Source organism: Solimonas aquatica, from assembly GCF_900111015.1.
Lineage (GTDB): Bacteria > Pseudomonadota > Gammaproteobacteria > Nevskiales > Nevskiaceae > Solimonas > Solimonas aquatica.
Genome location: NZ_FOFS01000003.1, coordinates 258,913 through 275,897 on the forward strand (window position 1 = coordinate 258,913; position 16,985 = coordinate 275,897).

At 68.3% G+C, this 16,985-nt stretch carries 10 protein-coding genes; 5 read left to right on the top strand and 5 right to left on the bottom strand.

Translation table 11 applies throughout. The features are described from left to right. Positions 1-47 precede the first annotated feature (47 nt). The gene (locus tag BMY12_RS05310; RefSeq protein WP_093283024.1) at positions 48-554 is read right to left on the bottom strand and encodes a zinc ribbon-containing protein; all 507 of its coding nucleotides are present in this window, start codon (positions 552-554) and stop codon (positions 48-50) included. A gap of 39 nt (positions 555-593) precedes the next feature. After that, positions 594-2,060 (bottom strand): catalase, encoded by a 1,467-nt coding sequence (locus BMY12_RS05315; protein WP_281242403.1) that lies wholly within the window; start codon positions 2,058-2,060, stop codon positions 594-596. 235 nt (positions 2,061-2,295) lie between these two features. Here BMY12_RS05315 and BMY12_RS05320 point away from each other — a divergent pair, with 235 nt between their 5' ends. After that, positions 2,296-2,547, top strand: a complete 252-nt coding sequence (locus BMY12_RS05320) for a hypothetical protein (protein ID WP_143068850.1) — start codon at positions 2,296-2,298, stop codon at positions 2,545-2,547. 33 nt (positions 2,548-2,580) lie between these two features. Here BMY12_RS05320 and BMY12_RS05325 read toward each other — a convergent pair whose 3' ends face one another. After that, positions 2,581-3,300: a Crp/Fnr family transcriptional regulator gene (locus BMY12_RS05325; protein WP_093283030.1), complete on the bottom strand. Its 720-nt coding sequence runs from the start codon at positions 3,298-3,300 to the stop codon at positions 2,581-2,583. 368 nt (positions 3,301-3,668) lie between these two features. On the opposite strand from BMY12_RS05325, the gene BMY12_RS05330 reads away from it, so the two are divergent. Both BMY12_RS05330 and BMY12_RS05335 read left to right on the top strand, forming a co-directional pair. Further along, on the top strand, positions 3,669-4,055 hold the full coding sequence (locus tag BMY12_RS05330; protein ID WP_177188854.1) for a DUF4398 domain-containing protein: 387 nt from the start codon (positions 3,669-3,671) through the stop codon (positions 4,053-4,055). A gap of 2 nt (positions 4,056-4,057) precedes the next feature. Next, the gene (locus BMY12_RS05335) at positions 4,058-4,924 is read left to right on the top strand and encodes an OmpA family protein (protein WP_093283034.1); all 867 of its coding nucleotides are present in this window, start codon (positions 4,058-4,060) and stop codon (positions 4,922-4,924) included. Between the two features lie 49 nt (positions 4,925-4,973). On the opposite strand, the gene BMY12_RS05340 is transcribed toward BMY12_RS05335, so the two are convergent. Then, complete coding sequence (locus BMY12_RS05340; RefSeq protein ID WP_093283239.1) at positions 4,974-13,553, bottom strand: glycoside hydrolase family 94 protein; 8,580 nt, start codon at positions 13,551-13,553, stop codon at positions 4,974-4,976. Positions 13,554-14,198: 645 nt separating this feature from the next. On the opposite strand from BMY12_RS05340, the gene BMY12_RS05345 reads away from it, so the two are divergent. Further along, entirely contained in the window at positions 14,199-14,651 is a 453-nt protein-coding gene (locus tag BMY12_RS05345) for a hypothetical protein (protein WP_093283037.1), read from the top strand. A 60-nt stretch (positions 14,652-14,711) separates the two neighbouring features. Further along, the gene (locus BMY12_RS05350; protein ID WP_143068851.1) at positions 14,712-15,125 is read left to right on the top strand and encodes a hypothetical protein; all 414 of its coding nucleotides are present in this window, start codon (positions 14,712-14,714) and stop codon (positions 15,123-15,125) included. Between the two features lie 65 nt (positions 15,126-15,190). On the opposite strand, the gene BMY12_RS05355 is transcribed toward BMY12_RS05350, so the two are convergent. After that, positions 15,191-16,975 carry a tannase/feruloyl esterase family alpha/beta hydrolase gene (locus tag BMY12_RS05355; protein WP_177188855.1) on the bottom strand — a complete coding sequence of 595 codons (1,785 nt, stop codon included), beginning with the start codon at positions 16,973-16,975 and terminating at the stop codon, positions 15,191-15,193. Positions 16,976-16,985: the final 10 nt, after the last annotated feature.

Below are 16,985 nucleotides of genomic sequence, written 5' to 3' on the forward strand. Positions count from 1 at the left end.
GGCGCGCGTCGGTGCCAGCGGCGGCGGCGAGGCCTGATCGGCGCTGCTCAATAGCCCTTGCTGAAGTTGCTGGCATGGCACTTGGGGCAGGGCGGCACATGGCCGGTGGCCTTGAGCTGCACGGTCTGTCCGCAGGACTTGCAGGTCAGCGTGCCGGCGGAAGTGGTTTCGCCGGTGTGATAGCTCAGCGCCTCGCGGGTCTTCTTGCCCAGGGAGCTGAGTGCATCGCCGCTGGCTGACAGCGCCGAAGCCAGGGAGGCCAGCGCGCCGGCGCCCAGTCGCGCGGGATTGAGCCATTCCTTGGCCTTGTCGCCCAGCTGCTCGGTTTCGCGGATGGTCTGTTCCAGATCGCGGGCCAGATAGCGTTTCAGCTCCTGGCCTTGTTCGGCGCCGAACTCGCCGAGCGCGGTGAGTTGCTCGCGGGCCTGCTCCAGCGCGGCCTGCATCGCGGCGTGGCCGCGTTCCCTGCCTTGCTGGTAGAGCTGGTTGAATTGATGGGCCAGCGCGTCGTACTGACGCGCCAGGCTGGCCTTGCCGTGTTCGATGGTGTCCACGCCGATTCTCCGCTGTGGCTGCTGCAATTGAGGGCCTGGTCAGGCCGCCTTGCCGATGACTTCGTCGAGCGCGATCCCCAGGCGCTGCGCGACGCCGCTGCCGTATGCGGCGTCGGCGCGATAAAACTGCAGCAGCTGACGCAGCTGGATGAAGCGCGGCACCGGACGCAGCGCCTCGGCGAGATTGCCGAGCAGTTGCGCCTGCTGTCCGCCGCTCATCAGGCGGAACAGATCGCCGGCCTGCTGGTAGTCGTCATTGCCGTCGTGATGGTCGTAGCGGCCGGCGTCGCCCTGAAGCCGCAGGGGCGGTTCCTTCACGCTGGACGCTTCCACCGGACCGCCGAAGCTGTTGGGCTGATAGTTGACCGCGCCGCCGCCGTTGCCGTCGAAGCGGCTCTGGCCGTCGCGGTGATACGTGCTGATCGGACAATGCGGCTTGTTGATCGGCAGCGCCGCGTAGTTGATGCCGATGCGGTAGCGGTGCGCGTCCGGATAGGACAGCAGGCGCGCCTGCAGCATCTTGTCCGGCGAAGCGCCCATGCCGGGCGGCATGTTGCCGGGCTCGAACGCCGCCTGCTCGACCTCGGCGAAGTAGTTCCGGGGATTGCGCTTGAGTTCCATGATGCCGACGTCCATCGGCGGATAGTCGCGATGCGGCCAGACCTTGGTCAGATCGAAGGGATGGATGCGGTAAGTGTCGGCATCCCGCTCCGGCATGATCTGGATCTGCACCTGCCACTTGGGAAACTCGCCGCGCGCGATGGCTGCGTGCAGATCGCGGCGATGATGATCCAGATCGCGACCGGCGATGGCCGCTGCTTCTTCGTTGCTCAAGGTCTTGTTGCCCTGCAGGGTCTTGAAGTGCCACTTCACCCAGTGGCGTTCGCCGGCGGCATTCCACAGGCTGTAGGTGTGGCTGGAATAGCCATTCATGTGGCGCAGGCTGGCGGGGATGCCGCGATCGGAGAACAGCGTGGTGACCTGATGCAGCGATTCCGGTGACAGGCTCCAGAAATCCCATTGCATGGTGTTGTCGCGCAGGCCGGTGGCCGGATCGCGTTTCTGCGAATGGATGAAGTCGGAGAACTTCAGCGGATCGCGCACGAAGAACACCGGCGTGTTGTTGCCCACCAGATCCCAGTTGCCTTCCTCGGTATAGAACTTCAGGGCGAATCCGCGCGGATCGCGTGCGGTGTCGGCCGAGCCCATTTCGCCGGCCACGGTGGAGAAGCGCGCGAACATCTCGCAGCTGTTGCCCACCTTGGCGAACAGCTTGGCGCAGGTGTAGCGCGAGAGATCGCCGGTGATGGTCAGCGTGCCGTGCGCGCCGGCGCCCTTGGCATGCACCACGCGCTCCGGCATCCGCTCGCGGTTGAAGTGCGCCATCTTCTCCATCAGCTGATAGTCCTGCATCAGCAAGGGCCCGCGCGGCCCGGCGCTCTGTGAATTCTGGTTGTCCGTCACCGGCGTGCCGGCAGCCGTGGTCTGGTGGGGGCAGGTTTTCAAGACAGGCTCCTGGAGCAGGCGTGACACGGCCGACTTGACCGGGCATCGTCAGGCACGATGCCTCAGCGTGTGCCGGCCGGTCTGTCTGGTGCCGCACGCAGGCGCACGGCCGGGTTTGATGGTCGGGCGTGGCAGCGCACAGACGGCGCTGCCGCCATCACCGCAGGCTGCGCGGCATGCAGCGATCCTGGCGTCCGGCAATTTCGCAGGACGAAGGATTCGCGAGGTGAAGATCATGAACAAGCCAGGCCAGCCGAACAGCAGTCACCATCCCAGCCACAGCGCCGGACGTGCGAACGATCCCGCGCCGCCGGCGCAGACGCCCAAGCGCGCACAGCAGGCCAAACCCGGTTCGCCGGGCAGCATCGACCGCGTTGCGCCCAAGCCCGCAGTGCAGTCGCCACCGGTCGGCGACGAGCGCAAGTCCGAGCCGCACGCAGCCAAGGGCGATGACGACATCATGAGTCAGGGCCGCAAGCCGTCCTGAACGGTTCCGGCGCGGCCCCGGGGTCGCGCCGGCTCAGTGTCCGGAGATGTAGGGCAGCAGGCGGTCGGTTTCCTTCTTGACCACTGCGTAACACTCGCAGCTCAGGCTTTCGAGCCTGGGGCGGTCCAGCACCGTGATCTTGCCGCGGCTGTAGGAAATCACGCCCAGCTTCTGCAGCTTGCCGGCGGCATCGGTGACGCCTTCGCGGCGCACGCCCAGCATGTTGGCGATCAGCTCCTGGGTCATGGTCAGGCGGTTGCTCGGCAGCCGGTCCAGCGACAGCAGCAGCCAGCGGCAGAGCTGCTGATCCACGCTGTGGTGCCGGTTGCAGACCGCGGTCTGCGCCATCTGCGTGATCAGCGACTGCGTGTAGCGCAGCATCAGCGTCATCATCTCGCTGTGGCGGTTGAACTCATCCTTGAGCCGCTGTCCGGCCAGCTGATAGGCATGGCCGGCGCTCTGCACGATGGCGCGGCTGGGCGTGCTCTCGCCGCCCATGAACAGCGCGATGCCGATCAGTCCTTCGTTGCCGACCACCGAGATTTCCGCCGAGGCCCCGCTTTCCATCACATAGAGCAGCGAGACGATGGCGTCGGTCGGGAAGTAGACGTGGCGCAGCGCGTCTCCCGATTCATACAGCACCTGCCCCAGTGTCAGCGGCACCAGCTTCAGATGCGGAAAGATGCGATGGCGCACCTCCACAGGCAGTGCCTGCAGGAGATGATTCTTTTGTGGCATGGAGGGTTCGTTCATCTCGGCCACCGGTGGTATGGGAACCACAGAAGCAAGCTCCTGTAGTGCCAAAGCATAGTCGAAGTCGCGGCATGTGATGTCTTCCACCGCACATGGCAGAGCGATGCCAGCGCGCAGCCATGCATTTTTCCTGTCGCGGTGAGAAGACGCGGCCTTGCCAGGCGCCTGCCATGGCCAAGTCCGCGCACCTCAGCTCAGCGCGTGCCTGCGCAGGCCGCGGCGAGCTATGTGTGCTGTCAGACCGACATCGCCCTGCATCGCGCGTACAAGCTCAGGGCACATGAACCGGGACGAGTCCGCGCCGGATGCTTCGCATCCACAGGCCGGGTCCGCTGCCGATGTCCATCCATCCGGTCAAAGGTCTCCCCATGAAACCAGCAAGCGTCTCCATCCAGATTCTCCTCGCAGGCGGCGTACTCGCGCTGGCCGCCTGCGTCTCGGTGCCGGCGCCGCCCAGCGACGCCCTGCAATCCGCCGACATCGCCCTCGCCAACGCTGAAAACGAACACGCCGCCGAGGCGGCGCCGCTGGAAATGCGCAGCGCGCACGACAAGCTCGCCGCCGCGCATGGCGATGCGCAGCAGGCCGACGGCAAGCGCATGACACAGGCGCGACGACAGGCGGATGAAGCCCGCGCCGATGCCGAGCTGGCCTCGGCCAAGGCGCGCCTGGCCAGGACCGAAGCGGTCAATCAGGAGCTGCAGAAGAGCAGCAACAGCTTGCGTCAGGAAATCCAGCGCGGTCCCGGAGTTTGAACATGAACAAGATCAGAAATCTCGTGCGCGGCACCTTGTCCGGCCTCACCCTGGGTGGTGCCGGCGTGCTGCTGTCCGCCTGTGCGGCCGATGCGGTCAAGGACCCGGCTGTGGCCCGGGCGCGCGCCGACCTCAGTCAGCTGCAGGCCGATCCGCAACTGGCCAGTCGTGCGCCGCTGGCCCTCCATGATGCCGAAGTGGCGGTGCAGGCGGCCGAGCAGACGCGCGACGATGCGCCGCTGGCGCAGCATCGCGGCTATCTCGCAGAGCGTCGCGTGCAGATCGCCCGCACGCAGGCGCAGACCCAGTACGCCGTCGATCAGCGCAAGGCGCTGAGCGAGCAGAACGGTCGCATGCAGCTCGATGCGCGCACCAGCGAAGCCGATGCGGCCAAGGCGCAAGCCGGCAGCGCCAAGGCCGAAGCCGATACCGCCAGGGCGCAGAGCGATGCCGACCAGCGTCGTAACGCGGCGCTGGAGGCGCAGCTGCTGGCCCTGCAGGCGAAGAAGACCGACCGTGGCATGGTGCTGACGCTGGGCGATGTGCTGTTCGCCAGCGGCCGCTCCGATCTCAAGGCCGGCAGCGTCGCCAATCTCGACCGGCTGGTCAGCTTTCTCGATCAGGCGCCGGAACGCAGCGTCAGAATCGAAGGCCACACCGATGATCGCGGCGGTCAGGAACTGAATCAGGCCCTGTCGCAGAAGCGCGCCGAATCGGTGGCCCGCTATCTGACCGGACGCGGCATCGACGGCAGTCGCCTCACCTCGGTCGGCGACAGTTACAACTCGCCGGTCGCCGACAATCACACGGATGCGGGCCGTCAGGCCAATCGCCGTGTCGAAGTGATCATCCAGGACGCGCCGCGCTAAACACGCCGCGCGAAATCCCGCAGGCCGGTTTGCCGGCCTGCGGTTTTTTTTAGCCCGCATCCGGCAGCTGCACCTCCACCTCGTGCACTTGGCCGTCGTCCACCAGGGTGATGGTCTGATCGGCCTGCGGCACGCCGTCGAGGCTGACGGTGATCGCCTGCACCGCCGGCAGCTGGCGCAGCACGATGCGGTACGGCGTGTCGCCATGCCGATAGCGCAGCGAGACCTGTGGCCAGCCGGGACGCAGGCAGGGCGCGAAGCGCAGGCGGCCGTGTTCCAGATTGAGTCCCAGCAAGGATTCCAGCAGCAGGCGGTACAGCCAGCCAGCCGAGCCCGTGTACCAGCTCCAGCCGCCGCGACCGACGTGCGGCGCGACGGCGTAGACATCGGCGGCGACCACATAGGGCTCGGCCTTGTAGATCGCCACCGCCTGCGCGCTTTGCGCATGGTTCACGGGATTGATCATGTCCAGCAGTTCCCAGGCGCGGCGGCTGTCGCCCAGTCTGGCGAAGGCCATCGCCGCCCAGATCGCGGCATGCGTGTACTGGCCGCCGTTCTCGCGCACGCCGGGCACATAGCCCTTGATGTAACCCGGATTCAGCGGCGAGTGATCAAAGGGGGGATCGAGCAGCTGGATCAGGCCCGGTGGCGCGGCGGTTTCGCGGCGCACCAGGTGACGGTCCACGGCGTCCATCGCCTGGCGCGCATGCGTCGCCTCGCCGGCACCGGAGAGCACCGACCAGCTCTGCGCGATGGAATCGATGCGGCATTCGCTGTTGACCGAGGAACCCAGCGGCGTGCCGTCGTCGAACCAGGCGCGGCGATACCACTGTCCATCCCAGCCATGCTGTTCGAGGTTCTGCCGCAGCTGCGCGGCCTGGCTGCGGCAGTGCTCGGCAAACACCGCATCGCCGTGACGCTGCGCCAGCGGCGCGAAACGGCTCAGCACCTCGTACAGGAAAAATCCCAGCCATACGCTTTCACCCTTGCCGTGGATTCCCACCAGATTCATGCCGTCGTTCCAGTCGCCGGAACCCATCAGCGGCAGACCATGCTCGCCGAAACGCAGGCCATGGCGGATGGCGCGCACGCAGTGCTCGTACAGGCTCGCCGTCTCGCCGCTGCGGCCGGGCAGGTCGTAGTACGACTCCTCGTCGGCGCCGAGTGCGCGGCCGTGCAGGAAGGGCAGGGCTTCATCGAGCACCTGCGTGTCGTCGCTGCCGAGGACATACCGGCAGGTGGCCAGCGGCAGCCAGAGATAATCGTCCGAGCAACGCGTGCGCACGCCCTGTCCGGCCGGCGGATGCCACCAGTGCTGCACATCGCCCTCGGGGAACTGGCGCTGCGCGCACGACAGCAGGTGCGCGCGCAGCAGGCCGCTCTGCGCGTGCAGCAGCGCCATCGCGTCCTGCAGCTGGTCGCGAAAGCCGAAGGCGCCGCCCGACTGGTAGAAGCCGCTGCGGGCCCACAGGCGGCAGGCCAGGGTCTGGTAGAGCAGCCAGCCGTTGCCCAGCACATTGAGCGCCGCATCCGGGGTTTCGATCTGCACGCTGCCGAGCGTGCGCTGCCAGTAGTGCCGCACTTTCTGCAGCGCCGCGCGTGCAGCGCCGGGCTTGCGCAGGCGCTGCGCCAGCTCACGCGTCTGCACCAGATCGCGGCCGGCGCCGAGCCGGAAGATGATCTGGCGCTGCTGGCCGGCCAGCAGTTCGAAAGGCACCTGGATCGCGCCGCAAGGGTCCAGGGCCGCGCCGAGCCGGCCGGACAGGCGCGTGCGCCGCATCGCCTCGGGATGACGCAGCGAGCCGTTGCGGCCGAGGAATTCGCCACGGTCGCCGCTGAGGCTGCGCGAAGGATCGTCGACATCGAGAAACGCCACGCGCCCGGAGAACGCGGTGTTGTAGGCATTGCGCGCGAACAGCGCGCCGCTGACGGCATCGATTTCGGTGATCACCTGCATGGCGCATTTGGCGCGCAGATCGCCCAGCACCCATTCGACATAGCCGGTGGCCGAGAGCCGCCGCGTGCGGCCCGAGTCGTTGCGCACGGTCAGCACCGAGAACTTGACCGCTTCTTCCAGATCCACATAGACCCACAGCTCGGAGTGGATGCCGCCGCTGCTGTGCTCGAACACGCTGTAGCCGAAGCCGTGCCGGCAGAGATAGGGCGCGCTGTCGCCGCCGGGCAGCGGCGTGGGCGACCAGAACTGTCCGCTCTCTTCGTCGCGCAGATACAGGGCTTCGCCATCGGCGCCGCCCACCGCATCCTCGCGCCAGGGCGTGAGCCGGAATTCGTGGGCGTTCTCGCTCCAGGTGTAGCCCAGGCCGCTCTCCGAGACCACGGTGCCGAACTGCGCATTGGCCAGCACATTGCACCAGGGCAGCGGCGTGCGCTGACCCGGCGCGCTGCGGATGTGGTACTCGCTGCCGTCGGCGCTGAAGCCGCCCAGGGCATTGCCCAGCATCAGCGGCGGCGATGGCAGCGCCTCCGGCTGCGACGATTCCACGCGTGGCGTGCGCAGCGGGATCAGGCGCGCGACGCGCTGCTCGTCCACCAGGCTGCGGCGGCTGAGCTGCTCCAGCAGGCTGCCGTGACGGTCGCTGATGATCGCGCGCGCCGCCGCCTGCAGCAGGATGCGGTCTTCGCTGGGAATCTGCTCGGCGGCGCGCACGAAGATGCCGCCGGGGCGGTCGATGGCATGCGCCTCGGTGCCGGTGGCGATCAGGCCCATGATCTGATCCTGCAGCTGCTGCCGGTAGCCCAGGTGATCCTCGTTCCAGATCACCAGGTCCACCGCCAGGCCTTTCAGGCGCCAGTAGGCGTGGCACTGGATCAGCTGCCGCGCCAGCTCCAGCTGCGCGCTGTCGGCGATCTTCAGCAGCACGATCGGCAGATCGCCGGAAATCGCATAGCCCCACAATCCCGACTGACCGCGCCGGTTCTGCGTCAGCACCGCGGCCTCGGCGCGCAGCGCGGCATTGGCATAGAGCACGGAGCCGGCCAGGCGCCGGTAGAGCTGCGCGTCGCCAGCCAGCACATTGAGCTGGCGCAGGGTCACGCCGCCGTGGGTCCAGGCCAGGTCCAGGACGCGGTCGGCCAGATGGCGGTCCTGGTATTTCTCGACCAGCGCCAGACAGGCCTCGCGGTTGTCGGCGGCGCCGAACACCAGATCCAGGCTCGCCGACTGCCCGGCTTCGAGCACCACGCGGCAGCGGATCGCGACGATGGGATCGAGCACCGAGCCGGCGGTGCCGGACAGCGCGCCGTCCTCGCGCAGCGCCTGCGGCGCGGCGCGGCTGTTGCCGCGACCGATGAAGCGCATGCGGTCGGTTTCGTAGGACAGTTCGCCGGTCTCGGCGCCGTGCGCGGCCAGCAGATGAAACATCCAGGGCGTGGCCTCGCCGATGGAACGCGGCCGCCGCGTGCAGAGGATGGCGTGCTGCGCGGGCCGCAGCTCGCTCTGCACGAACAGATTGCCGAACGAGGCCTGCATCAGGTCCGCCGCCGGCGGCGCCAGCACCACTTCGGCATAGCTGGTGATCTCGATGGTCTTGCGTGTCGCCGAGCGGTTGCTCAGGCGCAGCCGGCGCAGCTCGATATCGTCTTCCGGCGAGACCACGATCTCCGTGTAGGTTTCGATGTCCTGGTCGCGGCGCCGGTACTCGGCGCGGCCTTCCGAGAACATCGCCTCGTAGCGCTGCGCCTGGCGCAGCGTCGGCTGGTGCGCGGCCGACCATACCTGGCCGCTGCCCAGATCGCGCAGATAGATGAAGCTGCCCCAGTGGTCGCAGGTGCTGTCCTCGCGCCAGCGCGTGAGCGCCAGATCCTTCCAGCGGCTGTAGCCGCCGCCGGCATTGCTGAGCATGACGTGGTAGCGGCCGTTGGACAGCAGCTGCACCTCGGGGCTGGGCGTGCGCGCGCCGATCGGCGTGTGCACCGGCGCGGCGCTGTCGTAGAACACGCTGCCCTGCGCGGCTTCGGCATGGCGGCCGCGCCGCGCCGTGTGCCGGGGAATCCGCTCCTGCAGCAGGAGCAGCGTGGCCTGGCACTGCGGGTCCGACTCGAAGCGGCGCTGCATCGGCCGGTCGAGCAGCAGATGCGCCAGCGCCAGCAGGCTCATGCCCTGGTGATGCGCCATGAACGAACGCACCACCACGCTGGACTCGCCGCGCACCAGACGCGCCGGCGTGTAGTCGATGGCTTCGTAGAAACCATAGCGGCCCAGCAGGCCGTCGCCGGCCAGGCGCTGCAGATTGGCGCAGGCCGCGTCCGGCGCCACCATCAGCGCCAGCGCGCTGGCATAGGGCGCCACCACGCTGTCGTCCGCCAGGCCGCGCTTGAGGCCGAGCCCGGGCACGCCGAAGGCGTGGTACTGGTAATGCAGGCCGGCATCGACCGTGCTGTAGCCGCATTCCGAAACGCCCCAGGGCAGCGCGCGCTGCCTGCCGTAGGCGATCTGCCGCGCCACCGCCGCGCGGCAGGTCTGTTCGAGCAGGCTGCCCTCGTAAGCCGGCATCACCAGCAAGGGCATCAGGTACTCGAACATCGAGCCGCTCCAGGACAGCAGGATCGGCTCGCCGCCGGCGCCGCTGCGCAGACGTCCGAGCGCAAACCAGCTTTCCTGCGGCAGCTGACCCTGGGCGATGGCGACGAAGTTGCAGAGCCGTGCTTCCGAGGCCAGCAGATCGTAGAAGCTGGTATCGCGACGGAACTCATCGAGGTTGTAGCCGATGGCCAGCAGCTGGCGCTCCTGATCGTAGAGAAAGCCGTAAGCCATGCTGGCAAAGCCGCTGGCCTGCGCGGCCAGCTGCTCGCAGCGGGCGATGCGCTCGGCGGCGCGCGTCGAGGCGGTGAGCAGCGCCTCGCGCTGGGCCGGCGTCTGCGGCGAATCGGCGCTGAGTGCGGGCAGCTGCTGCTGCGCGTCCTGCGCCAGCTCGCGCAGGCTCGGCACGCCGCCGGATGCCAGCGGCGCGAAGCCGGCGCCGTGCGCGCCCAGTGTCAGCCAGGGTGCGAGAAACAGCAGTTCCTCCAGCGCGGCCTGACCTTGCTGCGCGAAGGCCAGGGCCCAGTCGGCGGCTTCGCCGCTGGCCGGCAGCTGCCCGCCGTCCTGCAGGGCCTGGGCCCGTTCGGCGAGGGTCTGCAGGCTGTGCAGCACGGCGGCCAGCGTCGCCGGCGGCGCGGCGCAGTCGCGCTGCAGCTGTGCCTGCAGCGGCGCCAGCGCGCCGCGTGCACGCACCGGCGCGGCCTCGACGAGCAGCGCCAGGGTATCGGCCAGGCCTTCGAACAGGCGTGCGCCGACGATCTTCTGCTCCGGCAGGGCCAGCAGGCCGGCACGCAGGGTCAGCAGATGGCCGGCGAGATTGCCGCTGTCCACCGAGGAGATGTAGCGCGGCGGCAGCGGTTGCAGCGACTGTGTGTCGTACCAGTTGAAGAAGTGTCCCTGGTGGCGTTCCAGCTGTGCCAGCGTGGCGAAGGTATCCGCGGTGCGCCGCAGCAGCGTGCCGGTGCTGATGAAGCCGAAGTCGCAGGCGGAAAGATTCGCCAGCAGCGACAGGCCGATGTTGGTGGGCGAGGTGCGATGCGCCAGCAGCGGGCCCGGATGCTCCTGGAAATTGTCCGGCGGCAGATGATGATCGGCGGCGTTCACGAAGTGTTCGAAGAAGCGCCAGGTCTTGCGCGCCACGGCGCGCAGAAACCGCGTCGGCTCCGCGCGCAGCCGCAGCTGCTCCTGGCGCAGCGGCCGGCTCAGCCACCAGGCCAGCGCGGGTGCGAGCAGCCACAGCGCGGCAATCGGTGTCGCCGCCAGCAAGGCCTCGCCATCGCGGGACACCAGCAGTGCCGTCAGGGCGGCGAGCGGCGCGATCCACATGCTGCGGTAGCTGGCAGCCAGTCCGCGCTCGCGTGCATTCCGATGTCCGCGCTCCTGCTCGGCGGAACTGCGCCATTCCAGCAGATGGCGCTGCGTGATCAGCAGGCGCCAGCTGCTGCGCAGCAGCGCATCGGCGGCGCACAGCGCCTCGTAAGGCAGGCAGGCGATTCTGAACAGCGCCAGCGACAGGCCGCGAGCGGCGGCCTGCAGCACGGCATGCAGATGTTCGCCCAGGCGCAGCTGCGCCGGCTTGCGCAAGGCATCGAGCAGGCCGAGCAGCAAGGGCGGCATCAGCAGCAGGCCGGCCGTGGCCAGCGTCCAGAACCAGGGCCGGGGCAGCAGCGCCCAGCCCAGCGGCGGCAGCAGGCACAGGGCGATGAGCGCCAGACTGCGCCGCAGATTGTCGAAGATCTTCCAGCGCGACAGCGCCGACAGCGGATTGCGCCGGCTGCGTCCGTCCGCGCCGGGCACGCGCGGCAGCAGCCAGTGCGCGATCTGCCAGTCGCCGCGCATCCAGCGTCGCTGGCGCTGCACATCGCTCAGGTAGCGGGCCGGATATTCCTCGTACAGATGCACATCGCTGAGCAGGCCCGAACGCGCATGGCAGCCTTCCAGCAGATCGTGGCTGAGGATGCGGTTGTCGGGAAAACGCTGGCCCAGCGCGCGTTCGAAGGCTTCGACTTCGTAGATGCCCTTGCCGATGAACGAGCCCTCACCGAACAGATCCTGGTAAAGATCGGAGACCGAGCGCGTATAAGGATCGATGCCCGGCTCGCTGCCGCAGAGCTGCGCATAGCGCGAGCGCCGGCCGCCGACGAGGCTGGCGGCCATGCGCGGCTGCAGGATGCCGTAGCCGGCGACGACGCGCTGGCGCCGCTCGTCGTAGCGCGGCCGGTTGAGCGGATGCGCCATGGCCGCGATGAACTGCCGCGCCGCATCGCGCGGCAGCTGCGTGTCGGTATCCAGGGTGATGACGTAGCGCACGCCGATCAGCGCGGCGGTGTCGCCTTCCAGCAGCGCGAACTGCGTGCGCGTCTGATCGCGCAGCAAGGCGTTCAGATCGGCCAGCTTGCCGCGCTTGCGTTCCCGGCCCATCCACACGCCCTGCGCGGGATTCCACTGGCGCGGACGATGCAGCAGATGAAAGGGCGTGCCGTCCGGGCCCGGATACTCGCGGTTGAGACGGCGGATGCCCTCGCGCGCCTGACGCAGCAGCGCCTCGTCTTCCGGCATGCGCGCTTGCGGCGCATCGCAATCATCGCTGAGCAGGGCGAAATGCAGCTGCCGATCGCGGTTGCCGAGGAAATGCACTTCCAGCGACTCCAGCAGCGTCTCGATGCCCTGCGCGCTGTCCAGCAGGGTGGGAATCACCACCAGGCTGCGCTGCGGCGGCGGCAGGCCGCGCGCGTAATCCATGCGCGGCAGCAGCTGCGGCGTGCTCATCAGGCTGGCCAGCCAGTTGCTCAGTGTCGTGGCCAGCTGGCTGGCCGCCAGCAGCGCCAGCAGGGTCAGTGGCAACAGTCGCGCCCAGGCGATGGCCTGCGCCTGCACCGGCAGCAGCAGGCCGGCGGTGAACAGCAGACTCAGCGACAGGATCGCGCCCAGATACAGCGTCAGGGCCTGGCGCGCGCAGGCGCGGCGCAGGCGTGTCGCGGCACTCGGGCGCAGGCCGGCGGCCTGTTCCAGCTGCGGCAGGCCCTGATCGATCAGGTAGAAGCCGACGTGGGCGAGGTGACTTTCACCTTCCTTGGCCGCGTCGGCGGCGGCGCCGCGCTGCGCCAGAAGCAGCGCCGCGCGCGCGATCTCGATCTCGCGCGCGGCGCTGTGCCGGCCCAGATGGTCGATCACATGCCGGTAGCGGTCGCGCGTGGCGAAATCCATCGCGCCGTAGCAGCCGCCCGGGTCCTGGCGCAGCACTTGTTCAACCAGGCTCAGCGACTCGACGAAGCTGCGCCAGTCCGTGGCGCCGAGAAAGCGCAGGCTGCCGATGCTGTTGCTGATCGAGACGTGATCGGCGGCCTGCTGCTGGTTTTCCGACTGCACCAGCTGCTCGATGGTCAGACTCGATTCCGCCAGGCGCTGCTCGATCCAGGTCAGCGGCAGGGCCAGCGCCTGGCCATGACCCTGCAGGCGGCGCGCCAGCTCGGCGACGAAGGCGCTGGCCATCGGCGGGTCGGAGCGGGCCATGTCGGCAATCACCAGAATCAGGCTTTTCGGATCGCTGATCGCGATCTCCATCATGCGGTTGGCCCAGTCCTGCGCCTGATTCAGATGCAGGCGCGCTGCGCCGATGCGCGCCGCGACACGGCGCAGGTTCTCGATCAGCGCCAGGCGCAGCATGATCGGAATCGCCCACAGCTCGCCCAGGGTCAGCGGCGTCACGGTCTGATACGCCGCCACGAAGCGCGCCAGCGTGCCGGCATCGACGCGGCCGTCGCCGTGCGAGATCGCGGCCAGGGCCAGGTCATAGACGCGCGGCAAGCCGGCGGAAGGGCCTTGCGCCAGACGCGGCAGCTCGCGGCTGTAGCCGCGCGGCAGATGCCGTCTGGCGATCTGCACCTGTTCCTCGATGAGATAAAAGTTGTCGAGCAGCCATTCGCCGGCCGGCGCCACGCGCTGGCGCGCCTTGACCGCCGTGGTCAGCAGGCGGCATGCGGCGATCAGCTGCTGTTCGTTGTCATCCAGGCGCCGCAGCAGGCGGTCGCAGAGCGCGGCGCGGTGCAGACGATGCGTCGCCGCCAGGGCCTTGCCGTGCTGCTCCATCTGATCGGCGCTGAACAGCTCGGCGCGCAGCGGTGTCTGTTCCTGCGTGCTCGCCGTGCGGGATCCGCCGAGCCAGCGGCGCGGCGCGGCAGTCCGGTGCAGCAGCCATTGGCCTGCGGCCGCGGCCCGCCGCAGGCGCGCCGCGCCGGCCAGACCCTTGACGGTGGGCGGGGCCTGGCTCAAGCCACGACACCGGCCGGCATCGGCTGCGCACTGGCGTGGGAAGGCATGGTCTGTCCTGTGTCGGGAAGGGGCGCTGCCTGCGGCGGCTCGCGGGCCTTGGGCGCCGGGGCTCTGCACGACTCGATGCCCTGCCCGCAGTGGCCGGGCCGGCGTGTTCATGACGGCGAGCGCGCTTCGGCGCCGGCGTCATGTTTACCGTTGCGGCCGGGGGCGCGTCTGTCTGCCAGCGTACACAGCGCCGCGGTGCGCGGCGGCAGCGCGGCGTGCGCAAGACCGGCAGGACTAAGCGTGGCGGCGCACAGACCTGCCTTCCGCAAGGGCCTAGATTGGCCTTGAGTCCATCCGCCAGTCGCGATGGCTTCGGGTGACGGGCTGAAGGTGGCAGTGGTACTGCGCCGCCTGCCGTCGGTTTCTTCCCGCGCTTGCGCAGCAGCGCCGGCCTCCACGAAAGAGAGGATCATCATGGCGACCATCGCCCAGACTTGGCATGAGGCTCGTGCGGAATTTCCGCCGACGCCGTCCGGACATCATCCCGTTCCCGCCAGCAATGGCGACGGTGCGGGTGGCGTGCTCACCGCCGCCGGCTATGCGCTCGGCATCAGCGCCGCCGACGCGACCCTGTTCGCCGAATCGTTCCTGAAGAGCCCGATGGCAAAGGCGATGCTCGAACGCGGCGAACCCCTGAAATTCTTTCTGCCGATCCAGCTCAGCGAGCATGCCGAGTGGGGCGGTGTCGACATCACCATCGCCGGCGTCAGAACCGAGCATGTCGGCAGCCCGCGCGAGGCGCCGGCGACGGATCGCGGCAATGGCTATTCCAGCAATCCGCACGGTCCGCTGCAGCCCGGCGACTACGGCGTGCACTCGCATCCGGATACCGCCGGGCTGATGAAAAACGTATCGGGCGAGGACTGAGCGCGTCGCGGAAGCCCTCGATCGATTTGCAGGACTCCAGTACTACTCCAAGGAATGACGATGAACACCATCCAGAAAGGCCCGGTCGCGCTGCTTGCCATCGGCATCTTGAGCTTCGCCACCGCCGGCTGCGATCGCCAGGTCTCGGCCGAGCAGACGCAGGCGGCAGTGGTGGATGCGCAGGTCAAGGGCGCGGAGAAGATCGCCAAGGCCGCCCGCGATGCCAACGAAAGCACGATGGACGCGCAGCAGAAGGCCGACAAGGCCAACGAACGGCTGACGCGCGAATCGGCCGAGGCCACGCGCAAGGTCCGCATCGTCCAGGCCGATGCCGACTACCAGGTGGCCATCGAGAAGTGCGGCGCGTTCAGCGGCGATCAGCGCAGCGTCTGCAAGAAGCAGGCTGAGGCCGATGTCGCCACCGCGAAGTCGGACGCCAAGTCCGAAGAACGCGCGGTGAATCCGAATCCTTGATGAAGGTGATGCAAAAGCGCATCCCCGCGCTTTTGCCTGTCCCTGCGATCAGGCGCGTGATGGCTTCAAGGCGCCGCGCAGCTGAAGCTGGCGGCGTCGTTCACCGCACCGCTGCCCTCGTACTTCGCATACTGCGGATAAGGGCAGAGCGGGCGGGTGAGCTGCTTCGGCAGCCTGGATGAGGCGGTGCTGGGCTTGGCGATGATGCGCTCCGGCGCCTCGCCGTTCTCCACCCAGTTGCTGATCGCATCCAGGGTGTCGAAGTAGTCGGCGGTGTAATCGCCGCCGAAGCAGTGGTTCATGCCCGGCACCAGATACAGGCGCGCGAAGTCGCGCGTGCTGCCGCCGTAGGTCTTGCTCAGCGACTGGTAGTAGTCGATGGTGTCCAGCGGCGAGAACACCGGATCGCTGCCGCCGTGGAAGAAGATCACCTTGCCGTCGTGCGCACGGAATTTCTGCAGATCGGTGGACGTGGCTGCCATGAAGCCGATCGCGGACGTGCGGTAGTCGCCGGAGGTGGCGGTGATGGACTGCGCGAAGCTGTCGATGTTCACGCTGAACACGTCCAGATCGGGATTGGGCGGCGTGCTGAACACATAAGCGCTGGATTGCTGCGCGAGCGTGGCATTGAGTGCGGTGTTGAAACCCAGCGGCAGTGCGCCCAGGTTCCACAGGTCCCAGCCATTGCTGCCGTTCATGCCGGTGTCGTAGGGAAAGGCGGCGTAGATGGCGCTGCCATCGCGGCGCTGTGCGCCGGCGAAGATCGTGTGCAGGCCCTGCACCTGTGCGGCGCTCAGGCAGCTCGAGGTCTTGCGTCCCGTGCATTGCAGGCTGGCGGGTTCAAACTGGCCGAGACAGGCTTGCGCCTGGAAGATCATGCCGTCGGCCAGGCCGTCGAGCGTGTCGCATCTTTCCAGGACGCTCTTGCGGATCAGTTCCAGATCAGCGTTCGAGAAAGCCCTGTACAGCAGCGCATGGCCCTTGCTGTCCACCGCGCCTGGATGATCCGTGAGCACCACTTCGGCCAGCGCCTGCGTGGTCCAGGCTTCGGCGACGGCGGCATGCGGCAGACGAAAACCCGGATCGCCGGCGACGATGCCATCGAACTGATCGCCGTATTTCTGCAGGGCCTGCATCGCCTCCTGGCCGCCCTTGGAGCAACCGAGAAAGTAGGAGTAGGCGGGCGCGCTGGCGTAGTACTGCTGGATGACTTGCTTGGCGATCGGTGTCACCTGGCCGATGGCGCCGTAGCCGTAATTGATGCGCGCCATCGGGTCCACGCCGAAGCCGGCCTTGAGCGAGGCGGCCTGCGTGCTGCCGCTGTCGTGGCCGCCATCCGTGCTCACCACCGCGTAGCCGCGCCAGAGTGCGGGCGTCTGCGGCGAATTGCCGGTGAGCGTGGCGGTCTGGCCGGGAATGGGGCCGTGCGCCGGTGCCAGATAACCATCGGCCGCTCCGCCGCCCTGGAAGAAGAAGCGGCCGTTCCAGTTGCTGGGCAGACGCAGTTCGAAGCGTGTGCCGTATGCATTGCTGCCGGTGTCGGGATTGGTATACGCGGAGGTATAGGCGCCGATGGTGCCGGTGACCACGCAGTTCTCCGGCATGCTGCCGGCCTGCAGATACTTGAGCACCACGCCGCCGCGATCGAGCCTGGCGGATTCAATGGTGGTGTCGGGCAACTGCAGCGCGGCCAGCGCGGTGCAGCGTGTGCTGGCGGCGCTGCTCCCGGGAACGCTGGCGCTGGGTGCAGGCTGGTCCACCGGGCTGGAGCCGCCGCAGGCGCCGAGGCTGATGCTGAGTGCGGCGAGCAGGACAGACGCTGCCGGGCGGCGCCGGCACTGGTATCGCATGTTGTTCTCC